We start from the raw sequence: 24,269 nt of genomic DNA on the forward strand, positions 1-24,269 counted from the left end.
TCAGGCCGAACGGCGGGCCTCGCGAGCCCGCTCGCGCTCGACGGCGCGCGCCCGGCTCTCCTCGAAGCGCACCACGTCCGCCTCCAGCTTCTCCAGGTAGCGCCCGAGCTCGTCGCGGTACTGCTCGCCCGCGGCGGAGATGTCGGTCCGGTCGAACAGGCCCCAGATCTTGAAGATCGGCAGGAGCACGTCGTCGAGGTGCTGCCGCAGGTCGTAGATGCCGTGCTTGACCATCAGCACCCCGTTGCGCCGGAAGTCCGGTTTGCCCTCGCCCGGCATGACGAAGTTCGTGGTGACCTTGACGATCGACTTGAGCACCTGGTCCGGCGCGAGGTCCAGCGCCGCGGCGGTGAGATTGCGGTAGAAGATCATGTGCAGGTTCTCGTCGGTGGCGATCCGCTTGAGCAACGCGTCGGCGACCGGCTCGTCGCAGACGCGCGCCGTCTGCCGGTGGCTGATGCGGGTCGCGAGCTCCTGGATGGTCACGTACACGACCTGATCGAGCACGCCGCCGTAGTTCTCCGGCGCCTCGACGCCGAGCTCCAGGTGCGTCATGCGGTCGCGCTCGAGTTTGACGGGGTCGACCGAACGGGTCACGAGCAGGTAGTCGCGCAGGGCGATGCTGTGCCGGTTCTCCTCCGCGGTCCAGCGGCCCACCCACGTGCCCCAGGCACCGTCGAGCGAGAAGTTGTCCGCGATGGTGCGGTGGTAGGACGGGAGGTTGTCCTCGGTGAGGAGGTTCGTGATCATGGCGACGCGCGCCACCTCGGAGAGCGGCGACTGCTCGAGCTCCCAGTCGGCGCCGCCGAGCGCGGCGAAGTTCCTGCCGTCGTCCCACGGCACGTAGTCGTGCGGACTCCACGCCTTCGCGACGCTCAGGTGGCGGTTGATGTTGTCCTCCACCACGGGCTCGAGCTCGGTCAGCAGGTGCAGGTCGGTGAGTGTCGACATGATCAGCGCCTCCATCGGGAACGATTCCGATGGTAAAGCGCATCCGAGGCTGTCGCAGCGGAAATGCAGTACCGAAAATCGCGGGCCGGAGTGCGCCGACGCCGGCCCGCCGCGGCGACGTCCGCGGAACATAATCGGACCGCAGTCCGTTACAGTATTCGAAGGGCTTATCAGAGGCCCGATCGGGAAGGATGGACATGCAGTTCGGAATCTTCAGCGTCGGCGACGTCACCCCGGATCCGACCACCGGCACCACCGTCAGCGAGCACGAGCGCATCGAGGCGATGACTGCGATCGCGCTCAAGGCCGAGGAGGTGGGTCTCGACGTCTTCGCCACGGGCGAGCACCACAACCCGCCGTTCGTCCCCAGCTCCCCCACCACCCTGCTCGGCTGGATCGCCGCCAAGACGCAGCACCTCATCCTCAGCACCGCGACCACGCTCATCACCACGAACGACCCGGTGAAGATCGCCGAGGACTACGCGATGCTGCAGCACCTCTCCGGAGGCCGGGTGGACCTCACCCTGGGGCGCGGCAACACCGGCCCCGTGTATCCGTGGTTCGGCAAGGACATCCGCCAGGGCATCCCGCTGGCCATCGAGAACTACCACCTGCTGCGCCGGCTCTGGCGCGAGCCGGTCGTCGACTGGGAGGGCGAGTTCCGCACGCCGCTGCAGAGCTACACCTCCACGCCGGCGCCGCTGGACGGGACGCCGCCCTTCGTGTGGCACGGCTCGATCCGTTCGCCCGAGATCGCCGAGCAGGCCGCGTTCTACGGCGACGGCTTCTTCCACAACAACATCTTCTGGAACAAGGAGCACACCGAGCAGATGGTGCGCCTGTACCGGCAGCGGTTCGAGCACTACGGCCACGGCTCCGCGGACCAGGCGATCGTCGGCCTCGGCGGCCAGGTCTTCATGGCCGAGACCGAGGCCGAGGCGAAGCGCCGCTTCCGCCCCTACTTCGACGAGGCACCCGTCTACGGCCACGGCCCGTCGCTGGAGGACTTCGAGCAGATGACCCCTCTCACCGTCGGCACGCCCGAGCAGGTGATCGAGAAGACCCTCGGCTTCGCGGACTACGCCGGCGACTACCAGCGCCAGCTGTTCCTCCTCGATCACGCCGGCCTGCCGCTGGATCAGGTCCTCGAGCAGGTGGAGATCCTCGGCACGCAGGTGGTGCCGGTGCTGCGCAAGGAGTTCGAGCTGCGCCGCCCCGCCCACGTGCCGTCGGACCCGCCGACCCACGCCTCGCTCGTCGCCGCCGGCCCGGACTCGCCGCACACGCTGGTGCTGCCGGCCCGGAACCTCACCGCCGCGCAGGAGGCCTGATCATGGCCCGCTCCCTCGTCGTCGTGGCGGCCGGCGTCTCCGAGCCGTCCTCGACCCGCCTGCTGGCGGACCAGTTGGCCGACGCCACCCGGGCGGCGGTGTCCGCCCGCGGTGAGGCCGTCGACGTGACCGTGATCGAGGTGCGCGAGCTCGCCCGCGACCTCGCGACCGTCATGACCACCGGCGTCCCGACGCCCGCGCTGAGCGCGGCCAAGGACGCGATCGCCGCCGCGGACGGCCTCATAGCGGTCTCGCCCGTGTTCACGGCGAGCTACAGCGGTCTGTTCAAGATGTTCTTCGACGCTCTCGACCCCGACGCCCTCACCGGCGTCCCGGTGCTGGTCGCGGCGACCGCCGGGACGGCGCGGCACTCGCTGGTCCTCGACCACGCCCTGCGGCCGCTGTTCAGCTACCTGCGCGCGCAGCTCCTCCCGACCGGCGTCTTCGCCGCGACCGAGGACTTCGGCTCGCCCGAGCTCGCCGGCCGGATCTCACGGGCCGGGGCGGAACTCGCCGGAGCGCTCGTCCGGGCCGACGGTGCCGTCGCGGGCTTCGGCGGACCGTCGGACCTCGGCGCGCCCCAGCGCTCCGGGCGGTCCCTCGACCTCGGGCCCGTGACCGAATTCGCGGACCTGCTCCGGGGACACACCGGGCGCTGACTCGTCCGGGAGCCGCCCGACGAGGGCGGACACCGCGCACCACAGGGCTGCGCACGCCGGCCAGACGAGCACGAGCACCCACGACGCGAGGTCGCCCAGCACGCCGCCGGAGTGATCGGCGGGAGCGAAGATATTGGCACCGTCGAGCCGGATCCAGGGCGCCGCGGTGAAATCGAGCCCCGGCTCCCCCGGGCCCGCGAACCGGGCGTCGACGACGGCCTGGCCGAGCAGGGCGGCGATCAGCACCGCGAGGGCGGCGGCTCCGAGCGTGATCGCGACGCCGCGGGGCGTGCGCCGCCGGCCGACGAAGACGAGCGCGCCCGTGAGCAGTCCGCCGACCGCGGTGACGGCGACGAACAGAGCCGTGGCGTGGAAGATGTTGTCGAGCTGGCCCTCGCGCCAGAGCACGCCCGATCGGGTGAGCACGCCGCGGACGCCCGGGACCGTGAGGCCCCAGAGCAGCCCGGCGGCGGCACCGAGCACGGCGGCGATCACGCCCGGCACCACGACGTCCGACCGGGCGCGGGACGGGGCTGCAGTAGTCATCGGGACGCAGCCTAGCGAGTGCGGCCGGCAGAGCGGGTCAGCGTTCGCCGCTCGACGAATCGAACTCGCCGTGCCGGGAGCATCGTGCGGTCCACCCGTGCGGGCTGACCTGGACGATCATCCGGCGCGCGCAGTACGCGCAGTAGCGCGGCGGCTCGAGCCCGAGGAGCGCCGCCGCGAACACGGGAGCCCCCTCGGCGAGCGGCTTACCGGTGTACACGTCGTACACCGGCTGCGTGTCCCCCACGACGGTCACAGGGTGTCGTTCAGGGCCTTGATCGGCATTTTGAGCTCGCCGAGCAGGTCCAGATCGGTCTCGGCCGGGCGGCCCAGGGTGGTGAGGTAGTTGCCCACGATGACAGCGTTGATGCCGCCGAGGATGCCCTTCTCGGCGCCCAGGTCGCCGAGCGTGATCTCCCGACCGCCCGCGAATCGCAGGATGGTGCGCGGCAGCGCGAGCCGGAACGCGGCGACGGACTTGAGCGCCTCGTTCGGCTCGAGCACGTCGAGGTCGCCGAAGGGCGTGCCCGGCCGCGGGTTGAGGAAGTTGAGGGGCACCTCGTCGGGCTCGAGCTCGGCGAGGTTCGCGGCGAACTCGGCCCGCTGCTCCAGCGTCTCGCCCATGCCGAGGATGCCGCCGCAGCAGACCTCCAAGCCGGCCTCGCGGACCATTCGCAGGGTGTCCCGACGCTCCTCCCACGAGTGGGTGGTCACGACGTTCGGGAAGTGCGACTTCGCGGTCTCGAGGTTGTGGTTGTAGCGGTGCACGCCCATCGCCTTGAGCTCGTCGACCTGCTCCTGGGTGAGCATGCCGAGGCTGCACGCGATCTGGATGTCGACCTCGTTGCGGATGGCCTCGATGCCGGCTGCCACCTGGCTCATGAGGCGTTTGTCCGGGCCGCGGACGGCCGCGACGATGCAGAACTCGGTCGCACCGGTCTTGGCGGTCTGCTTCGCGGCCTCGACCAGCGACGGGATGTCGATCCAGGCGGAGCGCACGGGCGACTCGAACAGGCCCGACTGGCTGCAGAAGTGGCAGTCCTCGGGGCAGCCGCCGGTCTTGAGGCTGATGATGCCCTCGACCTCGACCTCGGGGCCGCACCACTTCATGCGCACCTCGTGGGCAAGCTGAAGGACCTCGTCGAGCTTGTCGTCGGGCAGCTGTAGCACGGCCAGCACCTGCTCCTGGCTCAGCCCTTCACCGCGCTCGAGCACCTGCTCGCGCGCGACCTCGATGATGTCGGCCAGGACCCCGGTCATGTGATCTCCCTCGTCGGCTGTGGTCGTTCGGCTGTGGTGTGCGACACGTGGCGTCGCGGCTACCGAGCACTGTACAGCGTTCAATTCATGAACAGTGTTCAAGGCCGGTCGTCCACTCAGTTGAGGCTCACGAGCCAGCTCGCGTCGAACCAGGCGGGCGCGGCCGCCACGAACCGCTCCGGCGCGAGCGCGGCGGCCCCGTCGGGGATCCGCCCGACGATCGGCACTCCGGTGATCTCGGGCAGGTCGACGAGGTTGCAGCGTTCCGCCAGGCCCGGGTCCTCGGGCCAGCGGGAGAGCACGAGGCCGGCGCAGGCGACGCCGCCCGCCTCGAGGGCCCGGACCGTCAGTTCGGTGTGGTTGAGCGTGCCGAGCGCGGGGTCGGCGACCACCACGGCCGGGGCCGCGAGGTCGGCCGCGAGGTCGACCAGCGTGAACGGCGTTCGATTCCCGTCGACGCCGAGCCGCACGAGGACGCCGCCGGCGCCCTCGACGAGCACGGTGCCGTCCGCGCGCCGAACGACGGCCGCGGCCTCGTCGCGCCCGAGCGCCGGCAGGCCGGCCCGACGGGCGGCGGTCAGCGGCGCGAGGGGTTCGGGGTACCTGCGGTGCTCGACGGTGACGGCGCCCGGCGCGAGACGGGCGACCGCGGCGGCGTCCGCGAGCTGCCCCTCCTCATCGCGCTCGGCACCGTCGGGGAAGCCCGTCTGGGCTGGTTTGACGACGGTGACCGGCCCGCTCGGCAGCAGCGCCGCGGCCAGGGCGGCCGTCGCGACGGTCTTGCCGACGCCGGTCGAGGTTCCGGTGACGCAGAGGATCACGCGACCGCGGCCCGGATCACGCGGACGGCGGTCGCGACCTCGGCAGCGGTGAGATCGGCCCGCACGGTGATGCGCAGGCGCGAGGTGCCCTCGGGCACCGACGGCGGCCGGAAGCATCCGACGTGCACCCCCTGCGCCGCGCAGGCGTCGCGGGCCGCGACGGCCCGCTCGGGCTCGCCGAGCACGAGCGAGACCACCGCCGACGTCGGCTCGGGCGCGCCGATGCCGGCGGCCACGGCGCGGGCGCGGTCCAGGACCCGGGCCGCCAGCGCGGGGTCGGCCCGCAGCTCGGACAGGGCTGCGGCCGCGGCCGCGACGGCGGCGGGGGCGAGGCCCGTGTCGAAGATGAACGGACGCGCGGCGTCGATCAGGTGTGCGCGCACCCGCTCGGGCCCGAGGACGACGCCGCCCTGGGAGCCGAGCGCCTTGGACATGGTCGCGGTGACGACGAGGTCGGGCGCGCCGGCCAGGCCGAGCTCGTGGACCAGGCCGCGGCCGCCGGCGCCGCGGACGCCGAGGCCGTGGGCCTCGTCGACCACGAGGGCGGCGCCGTGCGCGCGGGCGGCGGCGTGCAGCTCGGAGACGGGCGCGAGCACCCCGTCGGCGCTGTAGACCGAGTCGCTCAGGACGAGGGCGCGCGGCTCCGCGCGGTCAGCCAGCGCCTCCTGAACTGCGTTCACGTCGCCGCGTGGGGTGACCACGACGCGGGCACGCGAGAGCCGGCAGGCGTCGACGAGGGAGGCGTGCGAGCCACCGTCGGAGACGACGAGTGCGCCGCGCCCGGCGAGGGCGGTGACCACGCCGAGGTTGGCGAGGTAGCCGGACGAGAAGCACAGCGCCGCCTCGGCGCCGAGGAAGTCCGCCAGGTCGCGCTCGAACCGCTCGTGTAGCTCAGTCGTGCCGGTGATCAGGCGCGATCCGGTGGCACCCGCACCCCAGACGCGGAGCGCGTCGACGGCGGCGTCGAGCACGCGCGGGTGTCGGCTGAGGCCGAGGTAGTCGTTGGAGGCGAGGTCCAAACCCGGCTGGTCCGGCCGGCGCGCCGTCAGCGACCGGCGCAGGCCGGCTGCGGCCCGGTCGTCGGCGTAGCCGTCGAGCCAGCCCAGCGCGTCGTCTCGGACCTCCCGGTGGGCCGGTAGTTGAACACCGTTCATGTCCTCACTGTAGCGCCGCGCGCACCGCGGCCGAGACGCCTCCGCAGATCGCGGCGACGTCGTCGGGCGTGCTGATGAACGGCGGCATCGTGTAGACGAGGTCGCGGAAGGGACGCAGCCAGACGCCCGCGGCGACGGTCGCGGCGGTCGCGGCGGCCAGGTCGACGGGCCGGTCGAGCTGAACGACGCCGATGGCGCCGAGCACCCGGACGTCCACGACGCCGGGCGCATCCCGGAGCGGCGTGAGCCCGTCCCGCAATCCCCGTTCGATCTCGGCGACCCGGGCGGCCCAGTCGTGCGCGAGCAGCAGCTCGGTGCTGGCGACCGCGATAGCGCAGGCCAGGGGATTGCCCATGAAGGTGGGGCCGTGCATGAGCGCGCCCTGCGCCGACTGCGAGATGGTGAGCGCGACCTCGTCGGTGCACAGCATCGCGGCGAGGGTCAGGTAGCCGCCGGTCAGGGCCTTCCCGAGGCACAGGATGTCGGGGGTGATCCCCGCCGCGTCGCTGGCGAAGAGGGTGCCGGTGCGGCCGAAGCCCGTGGCGATCTCGTCGCAGATGAGCAGGACGTCGTGCCGGCGGGTGATCTCGCGCAGGGCGGCGACGTACGCGGGCGGGTGGAACCGCATCCCGCCCGCACCCTGCACGACGGGCTCGATGATGACGGCGGCCAGCTCGTGGGCGTGCGCGCCGACGAGGCGGTCGAGTTCGGCGACGTAGGCCTCGTCGTACTCCGCGGGCGGCGCGGGGGCGAAGACCTGCGTGGCGAGCACGTCGGTCCAGAGGGCGTGCATGCCGCCGTCGGGGTCGCAGACGCTCATCGGGGTGAAGGTGTCGCCGTGGTAGCCGCCGCGCCAGGTGAGCAGGCGGTTGCGGCCGTGGACGCCGCGGGCGCGCCAGTACTGCAGGGCGGTCTTCACGGCGACCTCGATGGAGACCGAGCCGCTGTCGGCGAGGAAGACGCGATCGAGGCCGTCGGGGGTGATGCGTACCAGCAGGTCGCCGAGGCGGGCGGCGCTCTCGTGGGTGAGGCCGCCGAACATGACGTGCGACATGGTGTCGATCTGGGCCTTCGCCGCGGCGTCGAGCACGGGGTTGCGGTAGCCGTGGATCGCGGCCCACCAGGAGCTCATCCCGTCGATGACCTCCGCGCCGTCGCCGAGGGTCAGGCGGACGCCCTCGGCGGAGGTGACGACCCGCGCCCCGGCGCCGCCGACGGCGCTGTACGGGTGCCACAGCGTCCGGGCATCCAGGTCGAGGATCTCGTCGGGCGTCATGTCGGGCCACGTTAGCGGTGCGCGGCAGGGCGTCGCCATCCGCCGGGCGGGCGTGGTGCCTCCCGGCGGGGGCGGTCGCGGATGGCATGATCGGGCCCATGGTTTCCGGCGTTGAGCGACCCGTCGGCGCGACCTACCGTCTGCAACTGGGGCCGGACTTCACCTTCGACGATGCCGCCCGCCGCGTGCCCTACCTGGCCGATCTCGGCGTGACGCACCTCTACCTCTCTCCCGTCCTCGAGGCGGTGCGCGGCTCGCTCCACGGCTACGACGTGACGGATCCGACGACGGTGCGCGCGGAGCTCGGCGGGCGGCGGGGCCTGGAACGCCTCGCGGATTCGGCCCACGTCGACGGTCTCGGCCTGGTGATCGACATCGTCCCGAACCATCTCGGCGTCGGCCGTCCCGAGCAGAATCCGTGGTGGTGGGACGTGCTCACGCACGGCCGGAAGTCGCCGTTCGCGCACTACTTCGACATCGAGTGGGACCCGCGCAACGGCGCCGGAGGCAAGCTGGCCCTGCCCGTCCTCGCCTCCGAGGAGGACGTCGCGGCCATCACCGTCGATCGGAGCGGCCCCGAGCCCCTCCTGCGATACCACGACCGCACGTTTCCTGTGGGACGGGACGTGGGCGGGCTGGACGCGGAGCGGGTCCACTACGCGCAGCCCTACCGTCTCGTGCCGTGGACCTCGCCCGTCCGTTCCTACCGCAGGTTCTTCACCGTCGACGACCTCGCCGCCGTGCGGGTGGAGGATCCCGAGGTCTTCGCCGCGACGCACGCCGAGATCGGGTCGTGGTTCGCGGACGGCATCGCCGACGGCCTGCGCGTCGACCATCCGGACGGGCTCGCGGATCCGGTCGGCTACCTGCGCATGCTGCGCGAGCTCACCGGGCCGTCCGCGTGGATCGTGATCGAGAAGATCCTCGAGGCGGACGAACCGCTGGAACCGGAGCTCCCCGTCGCGGGTACCACCGGCTACGACGCCCTGCGCGAGATCGGGCACGCCCTGCTCGACCCCTCGGGCGAGACGGGGCTGAGCGCGCTGCACGAGCGCTGGACCGGGAACGACGGTGCCATCCGCTGGGACTCCGCGGAGACGCTGCGCCTGCGGGACGAGCTCGCCGCCGCCGACCTGCGCCCCGAGTTCCTCCGGCTGGCCCGAGCGATCCGGCGCGACACAGCTACGCGGGTGCCCGTCGACGACCTCGCGGACGCCGCGCTGGTGTGGATGAACGAGATCCCGTACTACCGCGACGATTACCCGGTGCTCGCGGAGCGAGCCGACGCCGCCCGGCAGCGCGCCCTGCGCACGGCGAGCCTCGCCGACGCCGATCCGGGCCTGCGGCACGCGCTCGAGGCTGTCGCCGCCGCGCGCGATCTCGGTGGCGAACCCGCCCGGCGGTTCGCCCAGCTCACGGGCGCACTGACGGCGAAGTCGCTGGAGGACACGGCCTACTACCGGTCGGCGCGGTTGGTCTCGCTGCAGGAAGTGGGCGGCGCACCGTCGGACTTCGGTCCCACCGACCCTCACCCGGCCCTCGCCCGACGCGCCGCGGACCGGCCCGCGGCGATGACGACCCTGTCGACGCACGACACCAAACGTGGCGAGGACGTGCGTGCCCGCATCGGCGTGCTGAGCCAGTGCCCGTGGGACTGGGCTGTGACCGTCGACCGGTGCCTGCCCCGGCTCCCGTCGCCGCCCGATCCGATGACGGGACTCTTTCTCCTGCAGAACGCGCTAGGGGTGTGGCCGGAGTCCGGGATCGTTTCCGACGAGCTTCGCGCGCGACTGCACGCCTACGCCGAGAAATCCCTGCGCGAGGGCCGCGTCGGCACGTCCTGGACCTCACCCGACGGCGCCTTCGAGGCGGCCGGACACGCCTTCCTGGATTCGCTGTTCGACGGTCCGGCCAGCACCGCGATGACGGAGCTGGTGGGCGAGCTGGCACCGCACGGGCGGTCGGACGCGCTCGCGCAGAAGCTTCTGCAGCTGGCGGGCCCCGGAGTGCCCGATGTCTACCAGGGCACGGAGCGCTGGGAGGACTCCCTGGTCGACCCGGACAATCGTCGGCCGGTGGACTGGTCCGCCGCGGACGGCGGACACCCCAAGCAGCACCTGGTACGCACCACGCTGCGGCTGCGACGGGAGCGCCCGGCGAGTTTCATCGGCGGCTCGTACCGCCCGCTTCTCGCCGATGGGCCCGCCGCCGACCACCTTCTCGGATTCCTCCGCGGTCCCCTCGACCGGACACCCGACGTGGCCGCGCTCGCCACCCGGTGGTCCCTCCGCCTGGAGCGGGCGGGCGGCTGGCGCGACACGTGGCTCGATCTCAGCAACGGCAGCTGGACCGACCGGCTGACCGGTCACGTCATCACTGGTCGGACGGCACTCCGGGAGCTTTTCCTCGAACATCCTGTCGCCCTGCTCGTGCGCGAGTAGAAAACTTGTCAGGGGGTATGCGCACACTCGGGGCATGAACAGCGAAACCCCGCGGCCGCTCACCACGGCACTCGTCCAGTCCGCCACCGCGCGCGCCGGCGTCAGCGGCAACCGGATCCGCGCCTCGTCGCTGGCGCGGGTCGCGGAATCGCTGCGGGAGCACGGCCTCCCGGCCGATCTCCTGCCCACCGGCCGCCTGGTCATGGTCGCCGGCACGTCGCGGCTCACCGCGCAGACGCTGCCCGGCGGAGCCATCGAGGTACGAGCGCTGCGCGAGGGGCGCAACTCCATCCTCGGCCTCCTGGGTGACGCGGAGGAGGTCGCGCACCTCCTGATCCGCTGCGTGGGGATGGCCTCGGCGTGGGAGCTCACCGCGGAGATCCACGACCGGCTGATCCTCGCCGGCGACGGCACGGTGCTCAGCGAGGTTCCGATGAGCGACACGCTCTACGTCCGCCTCGGCGACCGCACCTTCGCGGAGGTCTTCGCCGAGGACGCCAGCGCCTGCCTCGGGCAGCCCGCCGTCGTCACGCTCACTACGCGGGTGTGCACCCACTCGCTGGACGAGGTCTGGCGGTTCCGGTCGCTGGATCACCACGACTTCCGGCCCATCGGCTGCATCACCGGCGGCCGGCACGAGACGGCGGAGTCGGCGCTCGCCGCGATCGAACTGCACCGGGCCCGCACCGCGGAGTGGGAGAGCCTGCATTGACGCTATCGTTGCGAACCGATGTCCACCCCGCCCGTCACCGCTGCCGATCACGCTTTCGAGGTGTGGGCTCCGCGGCCTCAGCGGGTCCGGCTCTGGCTCGACGGCGCGGTGCACCCGATGCGCCGCGGCACCGACGACTGGTGGCGGATCACCGCGCCGGCGGCGCCCGGCGCGCGGTACGGCTTCCTTCTCGATGACGACGAAACGGTGCTCCCCGATCCGCGCTCGCCCCGCCAGCCCGACGGGGTGCACGGCCCGTCGGCGCTGATCCCGCAGGTCGACGGTCCGCGGTGGCCGGGAAGGGAGCTGCGCGGCGCCGTCGTCTACGAGCTGCACCTCGGCACGTTCACCCCGGAGGGCACGTTCGACGCCGCCATCGAGCGGCTCCCGTACCTGCGCGACGTCGGGATCGGCTTCGTCCAGCTGATGCCGGTGAACGCCTTCAACGGCGAGCACGGCTGGGGCTACGACGGTGTCGGGTGGTTCGCGGTGCACGAGCCCTACGGCGGACCGTCGGGCCTGGAGAGGTTCGTCGCCGCGGCCCACGACCTCGGCCTCGGCGTCCTCCTCGACGTGGTGCACAACCACCTGGGGCCGTCGGGGAACTACCTCGGGCGGTTCGGCCCCTACGAGACCGACGGCGCGAACGCATGGGGCAGCACGATCAACCTCTCCGGCGAGGGTAGCGCGGAGGTGCGACGGTTCATCCTCGACGACATCGCGTGGTGGCTGCGCCGCTACGGCGTCGACGGGCTGCGGTTGGACGCGGTGCACGCCCTCGTCGACCACTCCGACCGGCACCTCCTCGAGGACGCCGCTGCGCTGACCGCAGAGTTGTCGGTGGAACTCGGCCGCCCGCTGGCCCTGATCGCGGAGTCCGACCTCAACGACCCGCGCCTGGTTACCCCCGTCGACCTGGGCGGCTACGGCCTCGCCGCGCAGTGGAACGACGACGTCCACCACGCGATCCACACCATCGTCTCGGGCGAGCGCCAGGGCTACTACGCCGATTTCGGCGGCCCCGAGTGCCTCGCGACCGTCCTCACCGAGGGCTTCTTCCACGCCGGCACGTACAGCGCGTTCCGCGGCCGCACCCACGGGGAGCGGATCGACCCGGAACGGGTGGCGCCGTCGCAGCTCCTGGCCTACACCTGCACGCACGACCAGGTGGGCAACCGCGCCCGCGGCGACCGGCCGTCGGAGTACCTCACGACAGGGCAACTCGCGGTGAAGGCGGCGCTCGTGCTGTTCGGCGCGTTCACGCCGATGCTCTTAATGGGCGAGGAATGGGGCGCGCGCACGCCCTTCCGCTTCTTCACCAGCCACCCCGAACCCGAGCTGGCGCGCGCCACCGCGGAGGGGCGCAAGGCCGAGTTCGCCGAGCACGGCTGGCCGCCGGGCGACGTGCCCGACCCGCAGGATCCCGACACCCTCGCGGTCTCGCGCCTGGACTGGTCCGAGACCACGCGGCCGGAACACGCCCGACTGCTGGAGACGTACCGCGCGCTCATCGAACTCCGCCGCGACCCCGCCCTCGCCCACGACGACCTGCGCGCCGTCACGTGCGATCACCCGGGCGAGGCCACCTGGTTCGCCGTACACCGCGGTGACCTGACGTTGCTCGTGAACTTCTCGCCATCACCGGTCACGGCGCCGTTCGCCGGCGACCCGGAGCTGTACTGGGAGGCACCGTCGGTCGTGGACGGAGCGACGACGGTGCCGGGCCACTCCTTCACGGTGCTGCGCCGCAGGGCCTGACCACAATCCGCGGGCAGCGCGACGCTCAGCGGACGCTTTGTGAGAACCTAACGTTCATGCGTATCGGATTGGGCATCAACTACACGGACGGGTTCAAGGCCACGGCCGACGAGGTCCTCGACCTGGAGCGGGCGGGGCTGGACATCGTCTTCGTCCCCGAGGCGTACTCGTTCGACGCGGTGAGCGCGCTCGGCTACCTCGCCGCGAAGACGGAGCGCGTGCAGTTGGCGTCGGGCATCCTGCAGATCTACACCCGTACCCCCACGCTCACGGCGATGACGGCGGCGGGCCTGGACAACGTCTCTGACGGCCGTTTCATCCTGGGTCTCGGCGCCTCGGGCCCGCAGGTGATCGAGGGCTTCCACGGCGTCAAGTACGACGCCCCGATCGGCCGCACCCGCGAGATCATCGAGGTGTGCCGCAAGGTCTGGCGGCGTGAGCGGCTCGAGCACCGCGGCACGTTCTACACGATGCCGCTCACCGCCGAGGACGGCGGCACCGGTCTCGGCAAGCCGCTCAAGCTGATCAACCACCCTGTGCGCGAGCGGATCCCGGTGCTCCTGGCCGCGCTCGGCCAGAAGAACGTCGCGCTGGCCGCCGAGGTCGCCGAGGGCTGGCAGCCGATCTTCTTCTTCCCGGAGAAGGCGAAGGACGTGTGGGGCGAGGCCGTCGCCGCGGGCACGGCCAAGCGCGATCCCGCGCTCGGCGAGCTGGAGGTCTACGCCGGGCCGACGCTCGCGATCGGCGAGAACGTCGACCACCTGCTCGAGTTCGTCAAGCCGCACCTCGCGCTGTACATCGGCGGCATGGGCGCCAAGGGTAAGAACTTCTACCACACGCTGGCCACCAACTACGGCTACGGCGCCGAGGCCGACCGGATCCAGGAGCTGTACCTGGCCGGCGATAAGGCCGCCGCCGCCGAGGCCGTGCCGGACGAGCTGGCCCGCGGCGTCTCCCTCATCGGACCGAAGGGGTACGTGAAGGAGCGGGTCGCCGCCTTCGCGGAGGCCGGGGCGACGGTGCTCAACGTCACGCCGATCGCGGACGACGCTGCCGGCCGGGTGAAGCAGGTCGAGGCGCTGCGCGAGCTCGTGTAGCAGCCGCCACAACGACGAGGGGGCGGTCCGGGATGATTTCCAGGCCGCCCCCGGTTGTCTCTTCTGTGACCGAAGCACCGTTCCCCCACCCTCGCCTGTCCCTGCTCGAGCTCGCACCCGTCGTCGACGGCGCGTCCTTCGGCGACGCCCTGCGCGACACGATCGCGACGGCGCAGGAGGCCGAACGGCTTGGCTACGAGCGGGTCTGGGTCGCGGAGCATCACTCGATGCCCGGCATCGCGAGCTCCGCGCCTGCGGTGCTCATCGGTCGGATCGCCGCGGCGACCGAGAAGATCCGCGTGGGCTCGGGCGGCGTCATGCTGCCGAACCACCAGCCGCTCGTCGTGGCCGAGCAGTTCGGCACGCTCGACGCGCTGTTCCCGGACCGCATCGACCTCGGCATCGGCCGCGCCCCGGGAACCGACCAGCTCACCGCGCACGCGCTCCGCGGCGGCAAGGTCAGCGAGTCCGTCGACGACTTCCCTCAGGCGCTCGCTCACCTCCGGGCCTTCCTGCGCGACGACTTCCCCGCCGACCACCCGTACGCGGCGATCACCGCGACCCCGGGCGTCGGCTCGAACCCGCAGATGTGGTTGCTCGGCTCGTCGACGTTCAGCGCCAAGCTCGCCGGCCTGCTGGGGCTGCCCTTCGCCTTCGCCCGGCACTTCGCACCGCAGGCCACGCTGCCCGCGCTCGCCGAGTACCGCGAGACCTTCCGCCCGGGCGACCTCGACGAACCGAACGCGATGCTGACGGTCACCGTCGTGGCGGCGGACACCGATGAGGAGGCGCAGCGCATCGCCGGCCCCGCGAAGGCGTCGATGTACCGGGTGCGCACCGGCAATCCGGGCCGGATGCTGACCTACGAGCAGGCCGCGGCGCAGCCGCTCACGCCCGAGCAGGAGCACGCGATCGCCCCGACCACGTCCGCGTGGATCGTCGGCTCGCAGGCGACGGTCCGCGACGAGCTGCGCGAACTGCTCACCCGCACCCAGCCGCAGGAGCTGATGATCTCCGGCATGATCCCCGGCCTCGCTGAGCGCAAGCACAGCCTCGAGCTGATCAGGGGCGCCGTCGATCAGCTCGGGTAGGGGCTACGCCGTGACGTCGCCGTTGAAGAGCACGCGAGTGGCCCGCGCGGACGCGTAGGGCGGCTCCTGCAGATCCACCGAGACGGCGACCCGCGGGTCCTTCGCCAGCAGCCGCCCCTTCGGGGTGTCCCGGCCGGTGGCGAAGACGAGGGCATACGTCTCCACCTGGATCTCCACCCGTCGGTCGATCCGCCGCACGCCGGGCGGCGGGAGAGTGATCGGCATGACCACAGCAGCCACCGCCGCCATCGCCCTCCTCACCCTCGGTTGGATCTTCTACCGCCAGCGCCAGGTCCGTCCGCTGAAGGACAGGACCGCCCGCATCGCCCTCGTGCTCGCCGCCATCGGACTGGTCCAGGCGGTGCAGTACGTCTCGTCCGGCGGGGCGGTGGGCGCCGGGCAGGTGGTCGCCGTCATCCTGGGCCTCGTCATCGCCGTCGCCCTCGCCTACCCGCGGGCGCTGACCACGAAGGTCTTCCCCGGACCCGACGGTGCCTACCTGCGCCAGGGCACCGCGGCCACCATCGGCCTGTGGATCGTGGCGATCGTCCTCCACGTCGCGGTGGACATCGCCGTTCCCGTCGCGATGGGCGACCACACCGGCCGCGGCTTCACCGGCGTCACGACGATGCTCTTCCTCGGCATCACCCTCTACGCCCAGAACTGGTTCCTCCAGCAGCGCGCCGCCGCGCACCGCGCGCAGCAGGAGGTCACGGTCGCCTGATCAGGCACGTCCGCCACGCTCGACGGTCCGCGGCCCCCTCCCCTCGGCCGGGCACCGTGGTTGTGTGCGCGGCCGACCTAACAGAACCAGAAATCTCATAGCACGGCATCCTCGGACGTCAGAGCATCGACCACCTGCGCGACGCCCACCCGCTGACCGTCGAATACCGAGAATCCAGACGACTCCAGCGCGCAATCCCGGTCCGGATCCCTCCCGTCTACTATGACTACCCTCGAACTGTGCCACACGGCATCGACGGGCCAACGATCAGTGGTGACCTCCACGCCGAAGTCGGGCTTGTCGACGCCAGCCTGTGCGAGTTTCCGCATCAGTGCCCGAAGTGTCGCCGAGACTCCGATCAGTTGGTCGTCCCATTCAGCAGCCTTCACCCCTCCGCCGTTGACCAACCGGAGCGACGCAAAGACTGCAAGTGCTGCGCGCCTGGTCAACCGGTCGTGGAAACGAGCGTTCCGGTAACTGCGTAAGCAGCCGTAGCATGACGTCTCCTCGCCGCACTCGCAGTCTTCAACACGTTGCAGGGACGCCTCCAGAACTGAAGCAAGGTTCTCCGCGATTCGCTTCGAGGCGCCTGCGCCTCCGGGCACGGTGTCGAACAGGACGATGCTGCGCTGTCCCTCGGCGCTCCACGACAGAGTTCCGTCGATGTCGTCTCGACTGATTTCGAGACGCTCCGACGCGCCTTCGAGCAACGCGTACAGAACAGACAGCCAACGCTCCTCCGCATCCCGGTCGTAGGCAAAATCCTGGAAGGTGAATTCAGCGACGTCTGTCTCGTATCGATGCGCAAGGCTGACGACGCGACAACTTCGGGCGCACGCCGCGCCGGTCACCGGATGATGGTGGCTCCCCGCCCTTCCCGGTCCCGTGATGGGTTCCGCCCATCCGCACGTGTCGCAGAGACGGTAGCCAGCCCCACCCCCGTCGGAGATGGCGACCAGCCGTGCTCCCGTTCCCGCTCGCGCGGTAACCTGCAATACACCCTCGGACTTCCACATGAACTCGCGCGTCTCCTCCCCCAGATTCTCGACGTAGCTGCCTCCGTGCCAACGCCTTTCGGGCGGCGCGACACCTACATCGGCTGCCCGCCGATCGGCGGTGAAACCGAACTCGGGAACGACCATGAACCGCACGTGCTCGAACGTCTCGCCGCATCCGATGCAGATCGTCCCCGGCTCAAGAACGTGCCCCGATTCGAACCTGCCGCAAGCGCGGCAGACCTGGTACTGGCGGGTTTCCAGTTCCTGCTTCGGAATCTTCCGCAATCCTCTCGACGTCCACACCTTGCCCCCCGCTACAACCTCGTTGCCCGGGGCGTAATCGTAGATCGCCTGCGTCAGATCTCTCTGCAACTCAAGTCGACCTCCGACCGGATCGGAGCAGTGATCGGTGCGCAGCTCGACCGTATCAACGGGAAACCCGTACTTCGGAAGGACGTTGTGATTTGCCAGGTAACCGAGAAGGGGCCGTCGCTCGATGGTGCGCTGCGTCTTCTGAAGCGCGCTCGCAAGTGGGTACTTCTTCTCCTGGATGGCTTCATCGATGAGGCCGGCGATCGTGCCGAGGTCGTGTTCGATCTCGGCACGCGCACGATTCAGCCGCTCCGCAAGTTCCGCGACCCAGGCCCCGTCGTCGATACCGACCGCTGAGTGCAGGGCCAACGGCAGAACCGACCGAAGGGCGTCCTCGATAGTGGCGGGCACGGGGGTGAGGAAGGGGACGACTCCGTCGACCGGCGCCGCTCTACCGTCATCTGCCGTGAAAAAATCGCTGGCATGGCTCCAGTACTCACCAGACCGATCGAAGCGAGCCCGGAAGTAGGCTGCGAGGGCAACCGAATGTGCGTGTCGTCGCGCAATTCGCTCGTTCTCGATCGGCACCCACGGAACGCGCATCTGGCCAGCGATCATCGACACTGGATTCTGGAACTTCGAAATGTCGTGCGAGTTCCTTGTGGCGTAGGTCATCACTAGTGCCGCAGCCGACGCACGTCGCCCCGCCCGGCCTGCACGCTGCACGTAGTTCGCCGTTTTTGGAGGCATATTCCGCAAGACCACCGATTGGAGAGCACCGACATCAACACCTAGCTCAAAGGTCGTTGAACAGGAGAGCACGTTCACTTTGCCATCAATGAACTCGCGCTGAATGAGAGCAGCAGTCTGCGAGTCCCACTGGGCAGTGTGCTCGCGTGCAGACAGCGGCGCGGGGACCGCAGTCTCGTACAACGTTCGATAGTGGTTGGTATCCGCCACGCCCGAGGGCACCCGATGGGGCGTCAAGGCACCGCCGCACGTGCCTGCGGGACACACTGCATGTACTGAGAAGGCCCACAGTCGCTGACAAGTCGAGCACCGAAACCACGACGACGATCTACCACTGCGAAGCACTAACTTCCTCTGGCACACCTGGTGGACGTCATCGGCGCCCTTCACTGTCGTCTCTACGATGAAACCCGCGCTCCGGAGGTAATCCCAGCATGCTCCAAGAACCGTGTCAGGATCCACCTTTGCTCCGGTCGCCGCGAGGACTCTTTCAACGAACCGCCGTCGATTGTTGGTCGATCCGCCGCTCGGGCACCAACTGATGATCTTCTTCGCTCTATGTGATCCTACCTTCCGGATAGAAATCTTGGCGTTGCGCGGGGCGAACCGCTCTGCACCGACGTCAACATCGTCGAGGAGATCGATAGCACCTTGCGTCCGTACCGACTTCAGGAGGACATCGAACAGACTCCACGTCTCGTCCTCGGAGAGGCCAAGCTGTCGGAACCCTGCCGGCAGTGGCGGAGTATCAGTTCGCCTCACCGCCACACGGAGGAGCCCGAGACCCTCCATCGACTGCTGGTGATCGAGCGTCATCAGCTCACCCATCACCCATTCGTTGGCTGACCTCGTCCGCACCACGATGCCGTCTGACTCTTCGAAATGCCCCGCAGCTGTGGCCACCTTCTTCGCGAGCATCGCGAGATCCTCTGCCGTCAGGTCGTCATCGGCATAAGCCTTGTCCTGTAATGCTCGGGTAAGATAACCCCGCTCCAAGATTCGCTCGTACGTCCGTTTCAGGTACGGCGCTGCGTACGCTGCCGCCTGACGGGAATCGGAGAACATGAGGAGCTTGCGGCCTTCACCAACGAGTCCGGAGGTGACGTCGTCAGCAGGTGGAAGATTCTGGTACAACGCGGTCGCGAGCACTGCGGGCGCAGCGTTCGTGTCTGTGCGTAGACGCCGGATCACCTGCCTCGCACGGGTGCCACACTCCGTACAGGTATCCATCACGCGCGAAGTCGCCTTGTGCTCTCTGGTGTGGATCATGTCGCCTCCGGGACATGCGGAATTTCCGCAGGGAGTTCCTTGAGAGTTCGCGAGAAATCCGCATCCAGAGCACAACCCCCGAAGCACCTGATTCCGAGGCACCGGATCCCCCAGGACCTCTTCGTCCTCGTCCTCGGCCGGGTCACGATTGTCGGACCCGGTCAGAACAAGCCATTTCACCGGCCCATCCCTCTTAACCGTGGGAACGAAGAACGTTCCCTGCTCGGTCGACTGGGTGTCGCCTGAAAGGTGAACCGCGCCACAGCGAGTGCATGTTCCGAACTCGAACATCGCGCGGCCGGACTCAGGGTCTCGTTCGTGGCGGGCGAGTAGAACATGCGGCCCGGTGTCACGGAACGCCACGAACGCTCCTTCCGTCGCCCGAACGAAGAAGTGGTACCGCGCCGAGAGGACAGGGTTCCCAGCGTCATCAGTCACGGCACTGCCCAACGCAACGAGATTCTCCAGCTTGCCCGCAACATCAGGACCTTCCGGAAAGACCGCCCCCGCGAGATCTTGGACGTCCTTAGGACCGTTCGGCAGCAGAGCCTTGAGTTCAACGATGTGCTTCTCGGCGGAGAGCGCATCCGCCTCGTTTCCGTCAGGGCTGCGCTCGGCGAGCTGAGCGCGATCTGCGTCAGATTGAGTCCAGGCGTCGAGCTGGCTTCCAGACATCTCCCAGGTTGCACGATCGGGTGTACGAGCACGCGTCGCGTAAATGACGTCCTGTCTCGCGGTGTCGCCCTCTGAGAACTCGAAGTCGACCGCGAACAGATTTCGAGCGAACGAGGCCGTCTCCTCCGGAGTTCCGTCGAGAGAGGCCGATGTTGCAATGCACTGCAAAGACGCGGTCGGAGCCACGCGCTGCCGGAGTCGTCGAAGCAGCAGCGCAACCTCACTTCCTTGCGCACCATCGTAAACGTGAGCCTCGTCCAGAGCGAGGATCTTCCACGTCCCACGATGAGGACCATCAAACAGATCGATATCCTTAGGACGGAGCAAAAGATACTCCAGCATGGCATAATTGGTCAACAAGATGTGCGGCGGATTCGCTCGCATCTCCGCCCGGCTGATCATTTCGTTCGGAAGCCTATCCGCCTCCTTATAACTCGCCCGCCACGACTTAAGTGCGTCAACTTCACTCTCTTTTGTCTCACCCGTGTAACGACCGAAGGTAATATCGGGCGAGTGCGCAAGAATCGCACGGAGCCTGCCCAGCTGATCGTTGGCGAGGGCGTTCATCGGGTACAGGAGTAGGGCCCGGACGCCCGGGCCAAGTCTGCCCGAAGCTCGCTCTGCAACGAGATGATTGAGAATCGGGATGATGAAGCTTTCGGTCTTCCCTGAGCCAGTTCCGGTACTGACAACAAGGTTTCTCCCCGCGACGGCCTTGCGGATAGCTTGCTCCTGGTGAACGAACAGTGGGCGGGATAGCGGCAGTGCATCTCCGCCCACATAACCGAATTCGGAGTGGAGAACTCCCTCAGTCATGAGGTCACTCAGCGACGAACCGGGCGCGTAGGGTGGCGTTAGCTCTAGGAGCGGACCTCGAGTCAGGTGCCTCGCGCCATCAACCGCAGCGTCGAAGGCCGCCGCGATCGCGGGATCACGCGGCGCGAGCATCGTCTTCAAGTATCGCCTGTAGGTGGCCTCAATTTGTCTGGTGGTCTTCAGAGGGTCCAGTCGATTATTCATTCCGCAACTCCGATCAGGTCACCGTGGCGATGATTGAGGACTAGCGCCTCGGCGATCAACAGATCGTTGAGGACCAGTCGAGGGGCGAGTTCTGCCATGCGCGACCAACAGGCGACAGTCGGCCCCTTCCAGGTGAAGCGCGTCTCTACGTCGTGCGCGGAGAGTCGCGCCAGCAGCGCGAGTACGAGCGATTGCGACGGCAACGTGAGCCATGGCTGTTTTTCGAGATCAAGGCCGTCAAGTTTGGCCATACGTTCTGAGGACACTGCTGCGAGCTTGGGGGCTGCCCTTCTGAGTCTGACCGACCCGAGCATCACCTGTTTGGCGAACTCCTCCACCTCAGATGCAGCCCTCCCCCACGCGTACCGCGACGCGAACGCCTCCTGGAGAGCGACCGATCTGCCCGTCGAGCTCAAAAGAGCGCCGGGAACCAACCCGAGCCCCTCGACGATCTCCTCAATCTGGGCCTTCGGCATCGTGTCGAGCTTGACGTACACCTGGTCGAACGTCGCGTCCATGATCTCGCTCGTCGGGCCGCCACGTAAGGTGCGACAGAGTTCCCGGCCGCCTTTGTCCTGGAGATATCGAATTGATTCCGCACGCTGGCGCCCCGAGGCGTCGTCACCGTTCACGAGCAGCGGAAGGCGAGCCGACTCGATCATGCAGCCGACCCAAGGGTTGTTGTGTACAGGACCGCCCGCCGGGCCCGGATCGAAGCTGCGCCGAACCACGCCAGTGCGGATCGCGAGCGCTGCCAGAATGCCCCGAGGAAGCCCCGAGTTACCCAGCGCCTCAAGCGCTTGGAGCGGCTCTCGACTCAACCGTGCGGTCAACTCTCGATCGACCCTCAGCGCACTCTGCCCGTGCAAGTCCATTAGATGCGCCAAAGACGCCCACACGTCCTGAAACCCGAGGTTCTCAGGGAACGCACCTGGTTCTCCTGCAAGGAGTCGCGCCAGTTCGTTTCGCGTGGGATCCGAGTCAGTGATCCAACCGGGCTGGTTCACGCGAGTGACAGCCGACTTGGGCCGCGCGGGCGGCGCGACCGACGCCCATGGATCGTCGAGGTACACCGTGACGAGAAGGGGTCCCCCCTTGATCAGCGCCGGAGGCAGCGTCGCGGCGGCGCCCCGAATGGACAACTTTTCTGCTGGTCTCCACGGGGCCGTCTCAGCCCAAACGAACGCTGCCAGGTCCTCGCCCTCCGCAACACCATCCAGGACAAGACTTTCACCCACCAGGTCAATCCTATCGAACAGGCGTGCGGCCCGGAATCTCGCGATAGTGACTCGGATTTCGCGACTCTGGTGCACAATCTGTGCCACGAGGGAGCAATCGCCCGCGTTCTTCACTACATCGTGAATCTCGCGAGTACTGATCGAGTGTACGAAACCCGAAACCGTGGGGTCTACGGTCTTAATCACAACGCCGCGTGAACTCAGGACCACAATACGAACTTCCGCATGACCCGGCACTCTGACAGCAAACACTCGGTTCTCGGCGAGTTCCTTGGGGTCGACGTGTTCGACTGAGGTCCGCCAGGGAGCGTGGCCGGCCGCCATGCTGTAGCGGACTTCGACCCGAGGCGGGCGCACTACCAGTCGACAACCGAGATCCGCGCTGTGAATCGAAATAGCTCGTTCCACGTCGCGTGCGGCGAACTGGATCTCACGTGTGTCCACACGGAGTTCCTCCCCCGGTTCAATGACCGCGGTCACCGGAGCAACCCCGTCCGCCACCGGAAACCTAATCGGCCGGCTAAGAGTGACACTCAACCCCTCGGCGAGGAAAACCAATAGGCGGGCATTCGATCCGAGTGGACCTGTCACTGAAATCTCGAACATGCCCAAGAGACCGGCTTTTAGCCCTTCGAACGGATCGACAGTGATCTCCGCGCCGCCAGTGTCCCAGGCGCGTTCCACCAGGTAGCCCACCTCGCCCGCACGCCGGGTGCGGATGTGCCAGACGGCTGGGCCCTCGCCCGCCGGGAGAATCACTGCGGGTCGTTGCGAATACACCGGATACTCCTGCACCGTCGTCGTTCCTTCGATCTGTGCAGGAAGCGAGAAGGCTGCACTTGCGGCGCTCTTGAATTCCCGCAACGGCCCACGAGCAGCGTCCGATCGGACATAGAACCCACTGACCCCAGTCGGATCGACATCGACCGCCCGCCAGCCGGGCCATCCGGCGACCGCGCCGATGAGGCCAACTGGTAGCTCTTTGCCTTCCCGATCAAAGAGTTTCGCGGACTGAGCCAAGAGAGCGATCAGCGGTCGCTGCGGCAAGGTGGTCCCCGCGGGAATGTGGCGGCCGTCCTGACCAAACAGCAGCATCGGATCGAGCGCGTCCACCAGGGGGATAGAGGTGTGGATGCTGCTTGGACGGTGCTGCACCACCACCTCGCGGACTGCGCTCGCTACGGGGAACACCGTCGCAGGATGATCCGTTCCGTCAATACCCCATCCTCTGTCCGCGATCACCTCTTTGACCGCTCCATCCAAGGACACCGTCCAAGGCACTTCCGGCCCAGCAGGCGGATAGGGAAGCCTTACCTGCACTTGCGCATCGGACGCCGAGTAGGCAACCGTTGGACGGCTGCGAATCGCCCCGCGACGCTCGCGTGTGACGGAGAACTCGCCCGTGAGAACATCGATCAGGCTGTGAAGCAGGACCGTAGGCAATCCAGTGGTGGCGGTGTCGAGCTGAAGCGATTGCCAATCTTCACGGATGCGCGCAAGCTCGACGAATTCTACGATCCGATTCAAGACATCTATTGCCAGTTCGCGCCCGTACCGAAGGAAGTTCTGTACAGGAACGTCGAGGGCACTCATCCGATGCGTCTTGCCGGGGGTATTCAGCCATCCGATGACGGACGGACCATTCGCGTCACGCCCTGCATCGAGATGCCCGTTAATCACGTCGACTAGATCCACCAGGCAGTAGCGGGGAATTCCGCCGTGCATAGCTACGACCTGCACGTATTGCCCAGCAAGCTCCGGAAACTGACGCAGGCCGAACTTCTTCGTCAGCGGTACGATCTTATGCCTCAGAAACGCCTCCGCGCTCTGGTCGCGTTCCACGGCGAGAGCCGCCCAGAATGAGTCCCAGTATCCCCCCTGCTCGTACTCCAACGACGCGTGCCCGACCAGCGTAACGAGCACCGAGGCCGGATACCGCTCGACCACCGCAGCCATCGTGGAGCGGGAAAGCAGAGCTCGTTCGATTCTGGCACCGAGCTCTTGCTGGAGCCGGCGTACTGCCCCTTCATCGAGATTTGCCTCCAGCACAAGCAAACTGCGATCAAGCAGTCGCGCGATCCGATACTCCTCGTCGATCAACCAGCGCTCGTCGGCAGCCGAACCGCCCATGATTCCACCCACCTCTTATGAATCCAGCTCATGCTGCACGACACTTTAAATCGGAC

The 24,269-nt window shown here is 68.6% G+C and carries 17 protein-coding genes; 8 read left to right on the forward strand and 9 right to left on the reverse strand.

Annotated features, from left to right (window positions below; all coding sequences use genetic code 11):
* Positions 1-954, reverse strand: coding sequence for an acyl-ACP desaturase (locus FK529_RS07650; RefSeq protein WP_146560651.1), 954 nt, complete (start codon positions 952-954; stop codon positions 1-3).
* A 194-nt stretch (positions 955-1,148) separates the two neighbouring features.
* On the opposite strand from FK529_RS07650, the gene FK529_RS07655 reads away from it, so the two are divergent.
* Complete coding sequence (locus FK529_RS07655) at positions 1,149-2,282, forward strand: LLM class flavin-dependent oxidoreductase (RefSeq protein ID WP_146560389.1); 1,134 nt, start codon at positions 1,149-1,151, stop codon at positions 2,280-2,282.
* 2 nt (positions 2,283-2,284) lie between these two features.
* Positions 2,285-2,941 (forward strand): FMN reductase, encoded by a 657-nt coding sequence (locus tag FK529_RS07660; protein WP_146560390.1) that lies wholly within the window; start codon positions 2,285-2,287, stop codon positions 2,939-2,941.
* 583 nt (positions 2,942-3,524) lie between these two features.
* Here the strand turns inward: FK529_RS07660 and bsaP are convergent.
* The 5 genes from bsaP to FK529_RS07690 all read right to left on the reverse strand — a co-directional run bounded on the left by bsaP (position 3,525) and on the right by FK529_RS07690 (position 7,998).
* Positions 3,525-3,734: a biotin synthase auxiliary protein BsaP gene (bsaP, locus tag FK529_RS07670; RefSeq protein WP_438947179.1), complete on the reverse strand. Its 210-nt coding sequence runs from the start codon at positions 3,732-3,734 to the stop codon at positions 3,525-3,527.
* 5 nt (positions 3,735-3,739) lie between these two features.
* Positions 3,740-4,747: a biotin synthase BioB gene (bioB, locus tag FK529_RS07675; RefSeq protein WP_146560392.1), complete on the reverse strand. Its 1,008-nt coding sequence runs from the start codon at positions 4,745-4,747 to the stop codon at positions 3,740-3,742.
* 116 nt (positions 4,748-4,863) lie between these two features.
* Entirely contained in the window at positions 4,864-5,568 is a 705-nt protein-coding gene (bioD, locus tag FK529_RS07680) for a dethiobiotin synthase (protein WP_166436384.1), read from the reverse strand.
* Positions 5,565-6,722 carry an 8-amino-7-oxononanoate synthase gene (locus FK529_RS07685; protein ID WP_146560394.1) on the reverse strand — a complete coding sequence of 386 codons (1,158 nt, stop codon included), beginning with the start codon at positions 6,720-6,722 and terminating at the stop codon, positions 5,565-5,567. Before FK529_RS07685 ends, bioD begins: the two co-directional genes overlap by 4 nt.
* A gap of 4 nt (positions 6,723-6,726) precedes the next feature.
* The gene (locus tag FK529_RS07690) at positions 6,727-7,998 is read right to left on the reverse strand and encodes an adenosylmethionine--8-amino-7-oxononanoate transaminase (protein WP_146560395.1); all 1,272 of its coding nucleotides are present in this window, start codon (positions 7,996-7,998) and stop codon (positions 6,727-6,729) included.
* 98 nt (positions 7,999-8,096) lie between these two features.
* Here FK529_RS07690 and treY point away from each other — a divergent pair, with 98 nt between their 5' ends.
* The 5 genes from treY to FK529_RS07715 all read left to right on the forward strand — a co-directional run bounded on the left by treY (position 8,097) and on the right by FK529_RS07715 (position 15,097).
* The gene (treY, locus tag FK529_RS07695) at positions 8,097-10,439 is read left to right on the forward strand and encodes a malto-oligosyltrehalose synthase (protein ID WP_146560396.1); all 2,343 of its coding nucleotides are present in this window, start codon (positions 8,097-8,099) and stop codon (positions 10,437-10,439) included.
* A gap of 34 nt (positions 10,440-10,473) precedes the next feature.
* Positions 10,474-11,151 (forward strand): hypothetical protein, encoded by a 678-nt coding sequence (locus FK529_RS07700; protein ID WP_146560397.1) that lies wholly within the window; start codon positions 10,474-10,476, stop codon positions 11,149-11,151.
* Between the two features lie 18 nt (positions 11,152-11,169).
* Positions 11,170-12,909: a malto-oligosyltrehalose trehalohydrolase gene (gene treZ, locus FK529_RS07705; RefSeq protein ID WP_146560398.1), complete on the forward strand. Its 1,740-nt coding sequence runs from the start codon at positions 11,170-11,172 to the stop codon at positions 12,907-12,909.
* 56 nt (positions 12,910-12,965) lie between these two features.
* Positions 12,966-14,006 (forward strand): LLM class F420-dependent oxidoreductase, encoded by a 1,041-nt coding sequence (locus FK529_RS07710; RefSeq protein ID WP_146560399.1) that lies wholly within the window; start codon positions 12,966-12,968, stop codon positions 14,004-14,006.
* Positions 14,007-14,071: 65 nt separating this feature from the next.
* Entirely contained in the window at positions 14,072-15,097 is a 1,026-nt protein-coding gene (locus tag FK529_RS07715; protein ID WP_231702984.1) for an LLM class flavin-dependent oxidoreductase, read from the forward strand.
* Positions 15,098-15,100: 3 nt separating this feature from the next.
* On the opposite strand, the gene FK529_RS20345 is transcribed toward FK529_RS07715, so the two are convergent.
* A complete protein-coding gene (locus FK529_RS20345) occupies positions 15,101-15,322 on the reverse strand; it encodes a pyridoxamine 5'-phosphate oxidase family protein (protein WP_205124367.1) in 222 nt (73 codons plus the stop codon).
* On the opposite strand from FK529_RS20345, the gene FK529_RS07725 reads away from it, so the two are divergent.
* Entirely contained in the window at positions 15,321-15,821 is a 501-nt protein-coding gene (locus tag FK529_RS07725) for a hypothetical protein (protein ID WP_146560401.1), read from the forward strand. The two genes, FK529_RS20345 and FK529_RS07725, sit on opposite strands and share 2 nt — an antisense overlap.
* 95 nt (positions 15,822-15,916) lie before the next feature.
* On the opposite strand, the gene FK529_RS07730 is transcribed toward FK529_RS07725, so the two are convergent.
* On the reverse strand, positions 15,917-20,845 hold the full coding sequence (locus tag FK529_RS07730) for a DEAD/DEAH box helicase (protein ID WP_146560402.1): 4,929 nt from the start codon (positions 20,843-20,845) through the stop codon (positions 15,917-15,919).
* The gene (locus tag FK529_RS07735; protein ID WP_146560403.1) at positions 20,842-24,213 is read right to left on the reverse strand and encodes a hypothetical protein; all 3,372 of its coding nucleotides are present in this window, start codon (positions 24,211-24,213) and stop codon (positions 20,842-20,844) included. The genes FK529_RS07730 and FK529_RS07735 overlap by 4 nt, the downstream gene beginning before the upstream one ends.
* Positions 24,214-24,269 lie beyond the last annotated feature (56 nt).

Origin of the sequence: Tsukamurella asaccharolytica (assembly GCF_007858435.1) — a bacterium.
GTDB classification, from domain to species: Bacteria; Actinomycetota; Actinomycetes; order Mycobacteriales; family Mycobacteriaceae; genus Tsukamurella; species Tsukamurella asaccharolytica.